At 52.5% G+C, this 13260-nt stretch carries 13 protein-coding genes and 1 other annotated feature; of the genes, 6 read left to right on the top strand and 7 right to left on the bottom strand.

Annotation, left to right across the window (positions count from 1 at the left end):
• Positions 1 to 3: 3 nt before the first annotated feature.
• From dgcN to QMG44_RS17810, 3 genes are all read right to left on the bottom strand, one after another.
• Positions 4 to 1224 (bottom strand): diguanylate cyclase DgcN, encoded by a 1221-nt coding sequence (gene dgcN, locus QMG44_RS17820; RefSeq protein ID WP_086532204.1) that lies wholly within the window; start codon positions 1222 to 1224, stop codon positions 4 to 6.
• A complete protein-coding gene (locus QMG44_RS17815; protein WP_074147062.1) occupies positions 1217 to 1705 on the bottom strand; it encodes a YfiR family protein in 489 nt (162 codons plus the stop codon). The genes dgcN and QMG44_RS17815 overlap by 8 nt, the downstream gene beginning before the upstream one ends.
• Before the next feature lie 201 nt (positions 1706 to 1906).
• Positions 1907 to 2281: a DUF2799 domain-containing protein gene (locus tag QMG44_RS17810; RefSeq protein WP_020883919.1), complete on the bottom strand. Its 375-nt coding sequence runs from the start codon at positions 2279 to 2281 to the stop codon at positions 1907 to 1909.
• Between the two features lie 215 nt (positions 2282 to 2496).
• On the opposite strand from QMG44_RS17810, the gene aroF reads away from it, so the two are divergent.
• Genes aroF through QMG44_RS17795 form a run of 3 tightly spaced genes read left to right on the top strand, consistent with a single transcriptional unit; the run spans position 2497 to position 5632 of the window.
• Entirely contained in the window at positions 2497 to 3567 is a 1071-nt protein-coding gene (gene aroF / locus QMG44_RS17805; RefSeq protein ID WP_025203434.1) for a 3-deoxy-7-phosphoheptulonate synthase AroF, read from the top strand.
• Positions 3568 to 3577: 10 nt separating this feature from the next.
• Positions 3578 to 4699, top strand: coding sequence for a bifunctional chorismate mutase/prephenate dehydrogenase (tyrA, locus tag QMG44_RS17800; RefSeq protein WP_014171239.1), 1122 nt, complete (start codon positions 3578 to 3580; stop codon positions 4697 to 4699).
• 60 nt (positions 4700 to 4759) lie between these two features.
• On the top strand, positions 4760 to 5632 hold the full coding sequence (locus tag QMG44_RS17795) for an SMP-30/gluconolactonase/LRE family protein (protein WP_014171237.1): 873 nt from the start codon (positions 4760 to 4762) through the stop codon (positions 5630 to 5632).
• On the opposite strand, the gene pheA is transcribed toward QMG44_RS17795, so the two are convergent.
• From pheA to bamD, 4 genes are all read right to left on the bottom strand, one after another.
• Complete coding sequence (pheA, locus tag QMG44_RS17790; protein WP_063156742.1) at positions 5629 to 6789, bottom strand: bifunctional chorismate mutase/prephenate dehydratase; 1161 nt, start codon at positions 6787 to 6789, stop codon at positions 5629 to 5631. The genes QMG44_RS17795 and pheA overlap by 4 nt on opposite strands.
• A 29-nt stretch (positions 6790 to 6818) precedes the next feature.
• Positions 6819 to 6944: a sequence feature (Phe leader region), on the bottom strand.
• On the bottom strand, positions 6896 to 6943 hold the full coding sequence (gene pheL, locus QMG44_RS17785; RefSeq protein ID WP_001386991.1) for a pheA operon leader peptide PheL: 48 nt from the start codon (positions 6941 to 6943) through the stop codon (positions 6896 to 6898). It overlaps the preceding feature by 48 nt.
• Before the next feature lie 103 nt (positions 6945 to 7047).
• Complete coding sequence (raiA, locus tag QMG44_RS17780; protein ID WP_003863162.1) at positions 7048 to 7389, bottom strand: ribosome-associated translation inhibitor RaiA; 342 nt, start codon at positions 7387 to 7389, stop codon at positions 7048 to 7050.
• 267 nt (positions 7390 to 7656) lie between these two features.
• Entirely contained in the window at positions 7657 to 8394 is a 738-nt protein-coding gene (bamD, locus tag QMG44_RS17775) for an outer membrane protein assembly factor BamD (RefSeq protein WP_013098339.1), read from the bottom strand.
• A 131-nt stretch (positions 8395 to 8525) separates the two neighbouring features.
• On the opposite strand from bamD, the gene rluD reads away from it, so the two are divergent.
• The 3 genes from rluD (at position 8526) to clpB (ending at position 12937) form a co-directional block, all read left to right on the top strand.
• On the top strand, positions 8526 to 9506 hold the full coding sequence (rluD, locus tag QMG44_RS17770) for a 23S rRNA pseudouridine(1911/1915/1917) synthase RluD (protein ID WP_014171235.1): 981 nt from the start codon (positions 8526 to 8528) through the stop codon (positions 9504 to 9506).
• Positions 9503 to 10234 (top strand): purine nucleoside phosphorylase YfiH, encoded by a 732-nt coding sequence (gene yfiH, locus QMG44_RS17765; RefSeq protein WP_232937675.1) that lies wholly within the window; start codon positions 9503 to 9505, stop codon positions 10232 to 10234. The genes rluD and yfiH overlap by 4 nt, the downstream gene beginning before the upstream one ends.
• A 129-nt stretch (positions 10235 to 10363) precedes the next feature.
• On the top strand, positions 10364 to 12937 hold the full coding sequence (gene clpB, locus QMG44_RS17760) for an ATP-dependent chaperone ClpB (protein ID WP_032680474.1): 2574 nt from the start codon (positions 10364 to 10366) through the stop codon (positions 12935 to 12937).
• The last annotated feature ends 323 nt before the right edge of the window (positions 12938 to 13260 follow it).

Below are 13260 nucleotides of genomic sequence, written 5' to 3'. Positions count from 1 at the left end.
CTTCTAATTTATCGTTTTTGTACGCTGGTTTTTAACCAGGTACATATTGCGGTCGGCTTTCTCCAGTAATGCTTCCACAGAACCATTTTCCCACGCCAGAGCAAAGCCAATACTGAGTGACATTGATGCTTTTTGCCCGTTATGCAATTCGAACGGGCGGATAAACTGCTGCGATAAGGCAGCACAAAGATGTTGAACCTCAGGCTCTGAATGGACGCCGTACAGCACCATGGCAAACTCGTCGCCGCCAAGGCGGTATGACTGATGGCGCTTATCACCGAACTCGACCATTCTTCTGGCGACTTCAATCAGCACACAGTCTCCTGCCGCGTGTCCCCAGGTGTCATTAATAAACTTAAAATTATCACCGTCGAGGAAGAGCAGGGCCGAGTTTGTTTTTGCTGAGGGGTCATTCATTAATGCCGCGATGCTGTTACGAAACGCCGCACGGTTGGCAAGACCCGTCAGCGGGTCGTGCATGGCGGTGCGTAATAGCTGGGCGTTTTTCGCCTGCAGTTTAAGCTGCCACTCCTCCATTTCATCCAGAAGGCTGTTGAAGTCCTCGCCAAACTGGTGAAATTCTTCAATGCGCCCGTCTTTCACCCGTCGGGAGAAGTTACGGTTAGTGCGTACGTCATGAACGACGTCAGTAATGTTTTTCAGCGCTGTAACCATGCCGTGATGCAAGGATTGCGTAATGGTCAGTGCGACCACCGTCGCAAACAGAATACAGCCGGTGAGAACGGCAAACGACATCCAGATGAAGTGGCTTATCAGGCTGTCACGCGCGGTAAGGCGTATTTCGCCAATCGTTGAGCCGTTATGGAATACGGGCTGGGAAATCGGCTCGGGGAAAAGCCAGCGGCTGACCAGTGCGCCCAGAGTGTCGTTGTTATCCGCCGGGTTCCACGACCAGTACGCAAAGCGTTTTTTGTGCACGTTGAGGACTTCAGCCACGGCAAACTGGCCCTGTTTGCCAAGGGCGGCAAGCGTTTCATTGGCTGCCACTGAATCGTTGAACACCAGGGAGGCTTCAAGGCTGTGGCTCATGGTGGCGCCGGTTAATTCGAGATTCTTTTGTGCGTATTGCTTTAATGTCACGACGGAGGCAAAACAGAGGAGCAGCCATATTAATGTCATCGTGATGATGACGCTTATCATGCTGATTCGTCTGAGTGTTCTTTTAAACGTCGGACGTGGCGCTGAAGTGAAATCTTTATCCATGCTGCTTATTCCGTGCGAGCATTAATACATCCGGATTGACTCTCACGCCACTGCGAGTCAGCGCATCCAGATTGACGGAAAACCGGACATGGTTGCGATCAATTATCAGGCAAAAGGCGCTGCCAATAATACATTCCGGATTTTGCTCTGAGATTAATAGCAATGCTCTGCCCTGATACTGACTTATTAATTCACGTTGTTTTACGGGGGATTCCGCCCCGAAATAAATAGCATCACACGTCGCGGACAGGGCTTCCTGATCGTTACGCACAATAACGGGGGTATAAGGTAATTCGCTTTGCCCGTCCTTGCTGGTGAGTGCATGCGTGTAGTGAGAAGAAGCATAAACACAGAGTTTTGGCTGGCCGGAAAGTGACGGCCATCGGGTGTAGCTCACAATACCTGAAACGATCGAACGTACCGATTTATCGGTTTCGGTGAACGTGCCTGCCGCTGCTGGGCCCACCATAAGGAACAGCATTAGCACCAGAGTGAGTCGGAAAAAAGAGATCAAGAATAAATTTCTCACCAGAATCCGCCACTTCGCTCCGGAAATAGATGTCCTTAAGAGTTGTGGGCAGAATACCATTGTTTACCAAAGCCGTCATTATGTCAGAATTTTCCCTGCCTCGACCTAAGCTAAATCCTACACTTTGTTATATTCCGGTGAATAAAAAGAGGCTTAATTAAGTCTGCTGGAGCGCATGCTTTCATCCATGCCTTTTTGCCATGACTCGTGCAGTTTTGCTGCATTTTCAGCAGTATCGCAGCTGGCAGGAAAAGATTTGCCCGCTAATCCCCAGGCGTGGAGAAAACCTTCTTCACACACTTTCTTCTGTCCGTCTGCATATCCCCGGAGATATTCACTACGATCAACATGCGGATCATTAAAATTATCGGCCAGCGTCTGGTTATCTTTAACCGGCAGACCATTCATGGCGTCTTCTTTACCTGCATCAAACCAGCTGGGGCTGGTCCAGTCCGGGTGGAAGGTATAAGGATTGATTTGGCAACCCGATAAAATGAGCGACAACAGCACCAGAGCAATTGAACGCATAGCCATTCTCCTTTTTTCTTCAGCATAGCCTGGTAACGGAAAGTAAGTGGTGTAATTTAAAGTTTACGGCTCTGGCTGCTGATTTTTGCAATAAATTGGCATTCGTAAAGAAAAGTGTACGTATTTTGGATTGAAATCTTTACTTGTTATGGTATCGTTGTTTCACCTCTTCGAGGAAAACAACTATCGCAAACGAGCTTTACAGGATCGCAATCATGCAAAAAGACGCGCTGAACAACGTACACATCACTGACGAACAGATTTTGATTACTCCGGATCAACTGAAAGCGGAATTCCCACTGAGCGTCGCGCAGGAGGCTCAAATTGAGCACTCGCGTCAGACCATTTCAGACATTATCGCTGGCCGCGATCCGCGCCTGCTGGTGGTATGTGGTCCTTGTTCTATTCACGATCCTGAAGCCGCCATTGAGTACGCTCGTCGATTTAAAACATTAGCGGAGGAGGTCAGCGATAGCCTCTATCTGGTAATGCGCGTCTATTTTGAGAAGCCACGTACCACCGTTGGCTGGAAAGGGTTGATTAACGATCCGCACATGGATGGCTCGTTTGATGTGGAAGCAGGGCTGAAAATTGCGCGTCGTCTGCTGGTGGAGCTGGTCAGCATGGGGCTGCCGCTGGCCACTGAAGCGCTGGATCCGAACAGCCCGCAGTACCTGGGCGACCTGTTTAGCTGGTCTGCCATTGGGGCACGCACCACAGAATCACAAACCCACCGCGAGATGGCGTCTGGTCTGTCGATGCCGGTTGGTTTTAAAAACGGTACCGATGGCAGCCTGGCCACCGCAATTAACGCCATGCGTGCCGCGGCAATGCCGCACCGTTTTGTTGGCATTAACCAGGCGGGGCAGGTTTGCCTTCTGCAAACGCAGGGTAACCCGGATGGTCACGTGATCCTGCGCGGTGGTAAAGCACCGAACTACAGCCCGGCAGATGTGGCACAGTGTGAAAAAGAGATGGAGCAGGCGGGACTGCGCCCGGCACTGATGGTAGATTGCAGTCATGGTAATTCGAATAAAGATTACCGTCGTCAGCCTGCGGTTGCGGAATCTGTGGTGGCACAGATAAAAGATGGCAACCGTTCTATTATCGGTCTGATGATTGAGAGCAATATTCATGAAGGCAATCAGTCATCTGAACAACCGCGCAGCGCAATGAAGCACGGCGTATCCGTCACGGATGCCTGCATCAGCTGGGAAACCACCGACGCGCTGCTGCGTGAGATCCATAAAGATTTAAGCGGCCAGCTGGCGACGCGTCTGGCTTAAGAGGGTAGTTATGGTTGCTGAATTGACCGCGTTACGCGATCAAATTGATGAAGTGGATAAGGCGTTGCTGGACCTGCTGGCGCGCCGTATGGCTCTGGTTGCCGAAGTGGGTGAGGTAAAAAGCAAATACGGCCTGCCGATTTACGTCCCGGAGCGTGAGGCATCCATGCTGGCCTCGCGGCGCAAAGAGGCCCAGGCGCTGGGCGTCTCGCCGGATCTGATTGAAGATGTCTTGCGTCGCGTAATGCGGGAATCCTATTCCAGCGAAAACGATAAGGGCTTCAAAACCCTCTGTCCGTCCCTGCGCCCGGTGGTTATTGTGGGTGGTGCGGGCCAGATGGGGCGTCTGTTTGAAAAAATGCTGACGCTTTCTGGTTATCAGGTTCGCATTCTGGAAAAAGAGGACTGGGAACACGCGCCAGCGCTGATGGCCGATGCGGGGATGGTTATCGTCAGCGTGCCTATCCACGTGACGGAGCAGATCATCGGCAAGCTTCCACCGTTGCCGAAAGATTGCATCCTGGTTGACCTTGCATCGGTCAAAAATGGCCCCCTGCAGGCGATGCTGGCGGCGCATACTGGCCCGGTGCTTGGCCTGCACCCGATGTTTGGTCCGGACAGTGGCAGCCTGGCGAAGCAGGTTGTGGTGTACTGCGATGGTCGTCAGCCGGAGGCCTATCAGTGGTTCCTGGAACAGATTCAGGTATGGGGTGCCAGGTTGCACCGGATCAGCGCGGTAGAGCACGATCAGAACATGGCGTTCATTCAGGCGCTGCGCCACTTTGCGACCTTTGCCTACGGTTTGCATCTGGCGGAAGAGAATGTGCAGCTTGAACAGCTGCTGGCGCTCTCTTCACCGATCTATCGCCTGGAGCTGGCGATGGTCGGGCGTTTGTTCGCTCAGGATCCACAGCTTTACGCCGACATTATTATGTCCTCTGAGAACAACCTGGCGCTTATCAAACGTTATTACCAGCGGTTTGGTGAAGCGATCACCTTGCTGGAGCATGGCGATAAACAGGCGTTTATCGACAGCTTCCGTAAAGTCGAGCACTGGTTTGGCGATTATGCGCAACGTTTTCAGAGTGAGAGCCGCACGCTTTTGCGTCAGGCAAATGACAGTCGCCAGTAATGCGATGATGTATATACTAAAAGCCAGCAATGCTGGCTTTTTTCATTTTGGGGAACTGTTATGGCCGAACCGCAGCCGCTGTTGAATTACACCGGGCATCTGCCCGAATGTCCGACATGGAGTGCCGAAGAGCATGCGCTCTACTGGGCAGATATTCTGGAGGGGGAGATCCACCGTTATCATCTGCCTACCGCGGAACACACGGTACTCTCTTTCCATGAAGAAGTAGGCTGTTTCGCTCTGCGTGAGCGTGGCGGCTTTATCGTCGCGATGCGCAATGGCATCTGGCTTGCTGACAAGCACGGCCTGCTTCAGCGCAAGGTGTGTGATAACCCCTCTAACCCGCAACTGGCGCGTTTTAATGATGGCGGTACCGATCATCATGGACGGTTCTATGCGGGAACCTTCTGGGGGCCGGGGGATTACAACGGCGCCATGCTGATGCGTATCGATAATGACCTGACGCCGAAAGTGATCCAGTGTGATATTCACGGGCACAACGGTCTGGCATTCAGCCCGGACAAACAGTGGATGTTCACCTCTGACACGCCAAATGGCGTTATCTACCGCACGCCGCTTGATGAGCAAGGTGAGCCGGGGAAACGCGAGATATTCCGCCGCTTTAAAGAGGGGGAGGGCATACCCGACGGTGCTGCGATGGATGAAGAAGGCTGCTACTGGAGCGCAATGTTTGATGGCTGGCGTATCGCGCGCTTTTCACCGCAGGGGGAACAACTGGAAGAGCATCGCATGCCGGTTCGTTGTCCGACGATGGTCTGCTTTGGCGGCGAGGATATGAAAACCCTGTTTATCACGACCACGCGGGAAAATATGGATGCGGATGAAGTGGCACAGTATCCGCTCTCCGGCGCCATCTTCACCCTGCCCGTCAGCGTGGCAGGGATGAAGAAAAGCCGCTTTATCGAACGTTAAGCCGGGTCAACCGGCACGACGTTTTCGCTCGGATAGCAGCCCAGCACTTTCATTGAGCGGGTGATTTCTCCCAGTTCACGCAGGGCTTTCTGCATGGATGCAGATTCCAGGTTGGCCTGGATATCCAGATAAAACATCTCTTCCCACGGATTACCATGAATCGGGCGAGATTCCAGCTTCGTCATGATCAGGTTGTGGTTACGCAGTACCAGCAGGGCCTCAACCAGCGCACCCGCCTGCTGCCCGGTCGCCATCAGCAGCGTCGTTTTAGCCGGAACCTGCTCAGAGACATTGATGGCTTTACGGGCCAGTACCACGAAGCGGGTGATATTTTGCGTCTGGTTCGCCAGGTTGCGTTCCAGTACCTGCAGGCCATACAGCGCTCCGCCCGCCTCGCTGCCAAGCGCGGCCACCGCCGGGGAATTGGCCTGCATCACTTTTTCCATCGCCGCAGAAGTGCTTTCGGTGTACTCAATTTTCCAGTTCGGATAACGGTTGAGGAATTGACTGCACTGCTGGAACGGTTGTGGGTGACTGTACACCGTCTCGATTTGGCTCAGGTCGGTTGAGCCAGAGACCAGTACGCAGTGATCGATAGGGATGGTCATCTCGCCAACCAGCGACAGCGTAGTGTGCTGCAGAAGATCGTACACGTCGTTAATGGCACCAGAGCTGGTGTTTTCAATCGGTACGACGGCGTAATCCGCCTGTCCGGTTTCGACCTGATTGAAAATATCAGCAAATTTTGCGCAGCCGCTTTCAATAAACTCTTCGAAATGACGTGCTGCGTACTGGCGCGCGGCAAGGTGAGAGTAAGAGCCTTTAGGGCCGAGGAAGGCGACACGTGCAGAGTGCGGGTTCGTTTTATTCAGATGCTGCTGGAGTAGCGCTTGCTGGGTCAGAACGGAGTCTTCGATGATGAGCTGGAACAAACGGGTGATGTAATGGGCGTCGAGGTGGTGCGCTTTGCCAAGCTGAATCAGGCGTTCCAGCAGGTCGCGTTCACGGTCAATATCACGCACCGGCCGATGGGAGTCCAGCTTGGCTTTTCCCACTTCGATGGCGAGTGTGCGACGTTCTGCCAGCAGGGCCAGTAATTTTTCGTCCAGTGCGCTGATTTTCACTCGCAGATCCAGTAACGGGTTTTCCGGTGTCATAGTGTTGCCTGTCTCGTTTATCGTTATTAATAAAAAAGGCCTCCCGGTGTGGGAGGCCTTGTTGTTCGTCTTCGCATTCTTTATCACACGACGAAACGCCTCCCAATCAGGGGAAGGTAAAAAAGAATGCGAAGAAAAACGGTGTGTGTTTCATGAAATCATCCTGTCGTTGATACCGTTAAAGTACCCGTACTGTTTTCACGCTGTCAATAAAAAACGCGCCCGAAGGCGCGTTGGCGGTAAACTCAATTTAAAGGATTACTCTTCTTCAACTTCTTCCGCGAAGCTGGCGTCTTTCACCGACGTTGCGGCGCGACGGGCTTCACCTTTGTGTTGCACTTTATTGAGCTGCCGTTCCAGCTTGTTGATCAAATCGTTAATAGCGGTGTACATATCCTCATGTTTTGCGCTGGCGACCAGATGGCCGTTTGGAGTATTGATAGTTGCGTCAGCGATGAAACCTTGCGGCTCCTTGGACAGGATGATATGTGGGTTAATCAAATGTGTTTGCCATTTATCCAGTTTGGCGAGACGGTCTGCGACGTGTTGGCGGATTGCCGGAGTAATTTCCATTTGTTTACTGGTAATGTTCATTGTCATAAATTTTACCTCTTGTCTTTCCGTCTTGGTGATTCCAGCATACCTGTCCTAATGTCAAAATGTGTGATTTAGATCACGTTATTTTGTCGGTTTTTGTCAGGGAATGTTTTTTGTGAGGCAGGGCAGGAAGAGGTGATATTTACCTTGTGGAAGGCCCAATTTGCGGTCATAGTTGATAGGATGTGTTGAGGCTAAACCGCTTCAGCTGATCTCTGAACGCATAAAAAAACGGCAGCCCGAAGGCTGCCGTTTCGCATTGAGGCAATATCAGGTGTTGCTGCTGTTCGCGGCGATGATTTTTGCCACTTTGTCAGCCTGTGCGGTCATCTGCATCTGACGGTAAGCATTTTCCATCAGCTTCAGGCCATCACGCGTTGCCTGTGTATCCGGATAATCACGCAGCATACCTTCTACACGATTAACCACGGCAACCCATGCGCCACGGCGGGTATAGTATTCCGCAACGGAGTATTCGTATTTCGCCAGACGATCTTTCAGGAACACCAGACGTTTGGTCGCGTCAGTGACGTACTGGCTGTTCGGGTAGCCGCGCACCAGTTTGGAGAAGTCGTTGAAAGCATCACGCGCATGCTGCGGGTCACGGTCAGAACGATCCACACCGAAGAAACCTTGCAGGGCACTGTCGTCCAGCGCCATGTTGGTAAGACCGCGCATGTACATGACGTAATCGATGTTAGGATGAGTCGGGTTCAGACGCATGAAACGATCGATGGTTGCCTGAGCCAGCGGCAGATCGGCATTTTTATAGTAGGCATAGATGAGATCTAACTGTACCTGCTGCGAATACGGACCAAATGGATAGCGATTATCCAACGCTTCCAGTTGCGTTATCGCCTGTTTCCAGTTACCGTCCTGCAACTTTTGTTGTGCAGTCGCATAGATTTCATTCGGCGGATTGTCAGGGACCTGTTCATTTGAACCGGAGCAGCCCACCAAAGCCAGGCTCAACGTGGCCGCTGCCACCAGATATTTCATGCGCGTCATGACGTTTTGACTTTCCTCAAATGTTTGTCCGGGAGAAACTCTGTTCCTGCTCCCGATTAAGACCAGCTACAATAGCACACTATATTAAACGGCAAAGCCGTAAAACCCAACGTTAAACGAAGAAGCAGTTTATGGCACAACGAGTAGAACTCACCGCAACAGTCTCCGAAAATCAGCTCGGTCAACGCTTAGATCAGGCTTTGGCCGAATTGTTCCCTGATTATTCGCGTTCACGCATAAAAGAATGGATCCTTGACCAGCGCGTGCTGGTAAACGGCAAGATCTGGGACAAACCAAAAGAGAAAGTGTTAGGTGGGGAAGCCGTCGCCATCAATGCTGAAATCGAAGAGGATATCCGCTTCGAGCCGCAGGATATCCCGCTGAACATCGTCTATGAAGATGATGACATCCTGGTGATCAACAAGCCACGTGACCTGGTTGTTCATCCGGGCGCGGGGAACCCTGATGGCACAGTGCTTAACGCACTTCTCCATTATTACCCGCCTATCGTGGATGTTCCGCGCGCCGGCATCGTTCACCGTCTGGATAAAGACACCACGGGTCTGATGGTGGTGGCAAAGACCGTTCCAGCTCAGACACGTCTGGTGGAATCTCTGCAGCTGCGTGAAATCACCCGCGAATATGAAGCGGTGGCCATTGGTCATATGACCGCTGGCGGTACGGTGGAAGAACCTATCAGCCGTCACCCAACCAAACGTACCCATATGTCGGTGCATCCGATGGGTAAGCCAGCGGTGACGCACTACCGCATTATGGAACATTTCCGCATTCATACGCGTCTGCGTCTGCGTCTGGAAACCGGTCGTACTCACCAGATCCGTGTTCATATGGCGCACATTACCCATCCGCTGGTGGGCGATCAGGTCTACGGTGGTCGTCCGCGTCCGCCAAAAGGTGCATCGGATGAGTTCATTAGCGTACTGCGTAAGTTTGATCGCCAGGCGCTGCACGCAACGATGCTGCGTCTTTACCATCCTATCACCGGTATTCAGATGGAATGGCACGCGCCGATCCCACAGGATATGGTCGACCTTATTGACGCCATGCGCGTTGATTTTGAAGAACATAAAGATCAAGTGGACTGGTTATGACCAAACTGATTGTCCCGGAGTGGCCACTGCCTGAGGGCGTGGCTGCCTGCAGTTCAACCCGTATCGGGGGTGTGAGCCAGGGCGCGTGGGAATCTTTGAATCTCGGCGCACACTGTGGTGACAACCTGGAGCACGTTGAAGAAAACCGCAAACGCCTGTTTGCTGCCGGGAATTTACCGTCGAAACCGGTCTGGCTGGAACAGGTTCACGGTAAAACGGTACTGCCGTTAACGGGCGAACCCTATGCGTCTAAACGGGCCGATGCGTCTTACAGTGATACCCCGGGAACGGTATGTGCGGTAATGACTGCCGATTGCCTGCCGGTTCTGTTCTGTAACCGTGCCGGTACCGAGGTGGCAGCAGCGCATGCGGGCTGGCGTGGTCTGTGTGAAGGTGTGCTCGAAGAGACCGTCGCCTGCTTTAAAGATGACCCTACGAATATCATGGCCTGGCTCGGCCCGGCCATTGGTCCTCGTGCGTTTGAAGTGGGACCCGAGGTCCGAGAAGCCTTTATGGAGAAAGATCTGCAGGCCGCGGATGCTTTCCTTCCTGCCGGTGAAAAATATTTGGCCGATATTTACCTGTTGGCCCGCCAGCGCCTGAATAATGTCGGCGTGACGCAGATCTTCGGCGGCGATCGCTGTACCTTCACCGAAAAGGGTGATTTTTTCTCTTATCGCCGCGACAAGACGACAGGTCGTATGGCAAGTTTTATTTGGCTGATATAACCTAAAGAATCAAGACGATCCGGAACGTGCCGTTTTCTTTTCACATAATTCAGGTCATTAACCTTGAATAATTGAGGGATGACCTCATTTAATCTCCAGTAGCAAATTTGACCTGTTATGGGAGGAGTTATGCGTCTGGATCGTCTTACTAATAAATTCCAGCTTGCTCTCGCCGATGCCCAGTCCCTTGCACTGGGGCACGACAACCAATTCATCGAACCTCTTCATTTAATGAGCGCCTTGTTGAATCAGGAAGGGGGATCGGTACGTCCGTTATTAACGTCTGCCGGCATTAATGCTGGCCAGTTACGCACCGCCATCGATCAGGCTCTGAGCCGTTTACCCCAGGTAGAAGGTACCGGTGGCGACGTTCAGCCGTCTCAGGATCTGGTGCGTGTGCTGAATCTTTGCGACAAGCTGGCGCAAAAACGTGGGGACAACTTTATTTCGTCAGAACTTTTCGTTCTGGCGGCGCTTGAATCACGCGGTACCTTGACCGACCTGCTGAAATCTGCCGGCGCAACCACCGCCAATGTGACTCAGGCGATTGAGAAAATGCGCGGAGGTGAAAGCGTGAACGATCAGGGAGCCGAAGACCAACGTCAGGCTTTGAAAAAATTTACGGTCGACCTGACCGAGCGTGCCGAGCAGGGCAAGCTTGACCCGGTGATCGGCCGTGATGAAGAGATTCGCCGTACTATCCAGGTACTGCAGCGTCGTACCAAAAACAACCCGGTGCTGATTGGTGAGCCGGGGGTCGGTAAAACCGCCATCGTCGAAGGTCTGGCGCAGCGCATTGTGAACGGTGAAGTGCCGGAAGGGCTGAAAGGTCGTCGTGTACTGGCGCTCGACATGGGTGCGCTGGTGGCCGGGGCGAAATACCGCGGTGAGTTCGAAGAGCGTCTGAAAGGCGTGCTTAACGACCTGGCGAAACAGGAAGGCAACGTCATTCTGTTTATTGACGAACTGCACACCATGGTCGGCGCGGGTAAAGCGGACGGCGCGATGGATGCCGGTAACATGCTGAAACCAGCCCTGGCTCGTGGGGAGCTTCACTGCGTAGGGGCTACCACACTGGATGAGTATCGTCAGTACATCGAAAAAGATGCTGCGCTGGAACGTCGTTTCCAGAAAGTGTTTGTTGCTGAGCCAAGCGTTGAAGATACCATCGCGATCTTGCGTGGGCTGAAAGAACGTTATGAACTGCACCACCATGTGCAGATTACTGACCCGGCGATTGTTGCAGCGGCCACGCTTTCGCATCGTTATATCGCTGACCGTCAGTTGCCCGATAAAGCAATCGACCTTATTGATGAAGCGGCCTCGAGCATTCGTATGCAGATTGACTCGAAACCGGAAGAGCTGGACAGGCTCGACCGTCGCATCATCCAGCTCAAACTGGAACAGCAGGCACTGAAGAAAGAGTCTGATGAAGCCAGTAAGAAACGGCTGGATATGCTCAACGAAGAACTGGACGATAAAGAGCGTCAGTACTCTGAGCTGGAAGAAGAGTGGAAAGCGGAGAAAGCTTCACTCTCGGGTACTCAGACAATTAAAGCTGAACTGGAACAGGCGAAAATTGCCATCGAGCAAGCGCGTCGTGTGGGTGACCTGGCGCGAATGTCTGAACTGCAGTACGGCAAAATTCCTGAGCTTGAGAAACAGCTTGAGATCGCCACACAGTCGGAAGGCAAAACGATGCGTCTGTTACGAAACAAAGTAACGGATGAGGAGATCGCTGAAGTGCTGGCTCGCTGGACCGGTATTCCGGTTGCGCGCATGATGGAAAGCGAACGCGACAAACTGCTGCGCATGGAGCAGGATCTGCATCAGCGCGTGATTGGTCAGAACGAGGCGGTTGAAGCGGTCTCTAATGCGATTCGCCGTAGCCGTGCAGGGTTGTCTGACCCTAATCGTCCGATCGGTTCGTTCCTGTTCCTGGGGCCTACGGGTGTCGGTAAAACCGAACTGTGTAAGGCGCTGGCTAACTTCATGTTTGACAGCGATGACGCGATGGTCCGTATCGATATGTCCGAGTTTATGGAGAAACACTCCGTTTCGCGACTGGTCGGTGCGCCTCCAGGATATGTGGGTTATGAAGAAGGTGGCTACCTGACAGAAGCGGTGCGCCGTCGTCCTTATTCCGTCATCCTGCTGGATGAAGTGGAAAAAGCGCATCCGGATGTGTTCAACATTCTGCTGCAGGTTCTTGACGATGGACGGCTGACTGACGGCCAGGGGAGAACGGTCGACTTCCGTAACACGGTAGTGATCATGACCTCGAACCTGGGTTCCGATTTGATTCAGGAACGTTTCGGTGAACTGGACTACGGCCATATGAAGGATCTGGTGATGGGCGTGGTAAGCCATAGCTTCCGTCCAGAGTTCATTAACCGTATTGATGAAGTGGTAGTGTTCCATCCTCTGGGTGAGAAACATATTGCGTCGATTGCGCAGATTCAGCTGCAGCGTCTGTATAAACGTCTGGAAGAGCGTGGATATGAAATTCACATCTCCGATGATGCGCTGAAGCTCTTGAGTGCAAATGGGTACGATCCGGTTTATGGGGCGCGTCCGCTGAAACGCGCAATCCAGCAACAGATCGAAAACCCACTGGCGCAGCAGATACTCTCCGGGGAGCTGATTCCGGGCAAAGTTATCCGTCTGGAAGCCAACGACGACAAAATTGTGGCAGTGCAGTAAGTCACAAAACGCAAAAACGGGCCGCTTGCGGCTCGTTTTTGTTTAAAAACCAGGCCAGAATTGAGGTCTGGGATGCAAATTGCCTGGAAAGTGAGCAGTCAGTAAATAATTTTCACTTTATCCTTGCAGCTTCAGAATTACCCCCTATAATGCGCCTCCACTGACACGGAACAACGGCATACACGCCGCCGGGTTAGCAGAGATAAGCGAAAATAAATGCTTGACTCTGAAGCGGGAAAGCGTAACATGCACACCCCGCGCCGCAGCGAAAACGAAGCGGCACTGCTCTTTAACAATTTATCAGACAATCTGTGTGGGCACTC

The sequence above is a fragment of the Enterobacter sp. 200527-13 genome, from assembly GCF_027924865.1.
GTDB lineage: Bacteria > Pseudomonadota > Gammaproteobacteria > Enterobacterales > Enterobacteriaceae > Enterobacter > Enterobacter ludwigii.
This window is presented reverse-complemented; position numbering and strand designations above follow the sequence as displayed.

Bases quoted from the DNA above. Each gene is read 5' to 3' on its own strand.
- clpB (WP_032680474.1), top strand. From the start codon at position 10,364: ATGCGTCTGGATCGTCTTACTAATAAATTCCAGCTTGCTCTCGCCGAT.
- raiA (WP_003863162.1), bottom strand. From the start codon at position 7,389: ATGACAATGAACATTACCAGTAAACAAATGGAAATTACTCCGGCAATC.
- bamD (WP_013098339.1), bottom strand. From the start codon at position 8,394: ATGACGCGCATGAAATATCTGGTGGCAGCGGCCACGTTGAGCCTGGCT.
- dgcN (WP_086532204.1), bottom strand. From the start codon at position 1,224: ATGGATAAAGATTTCACTTCAGCGCCACGTCCGACGTTTAAAAGAACA.
- aroF (WP_025203434.1), top strand. From the start codon at position 2,497: ATGCAAAAAGACGCGCTGAACAACGTACACATCACTGACGAACAGATT.
- QMG44_RS17795 (WP_014171237.1), top strand. From the start codon at position 4,760: ATGGCCGAACCGCAGCCGCTGTTGAATTACACCGGGCATCTGCCCGAA.
- QMG44_RS17810 (WP_020883919.1), bottom strand. From the start codon at position 2,281: ATGCGTTCAATTGCTCTGGTGCTGTTGTCGCTCATTTTATCGGGTTGC.
- yfiH (WP_232937675.1), top strand. From the start codon at position 9,503: ATGACCAAACTGATTGTCCCGGAGTGGCCACTGCCTGAGGGCGTGGCT.
- tyrA (WP_014171239.1), top strand. From the start codon at position 3,578: ATGGTTGCTGAATTGACCGCGTTACGCGATCAAATTGATGAAGTGGAT.
- pheA (WP_063156742.1), bottom strand. From the start codon at position 6,789: ATGACACCGGAAAACCCGTTACTGGATCTGCGAGTGAAAATCAGCGCA.
- QMG44_RS17815 (WP_074147062.1), bottom strand. From the start codon at position 1,705: ATGCTGTTCCTTATGGTGGGCCCAGCAGCGGCAGGCACGTTCACCGAA.
- rluD (WP_014171235.1), top strand. From the start codon at position 8,526: ATGGCACAACGAGTAGAACTCACCGCAACAGTCTCCGAAAATCAGCTC.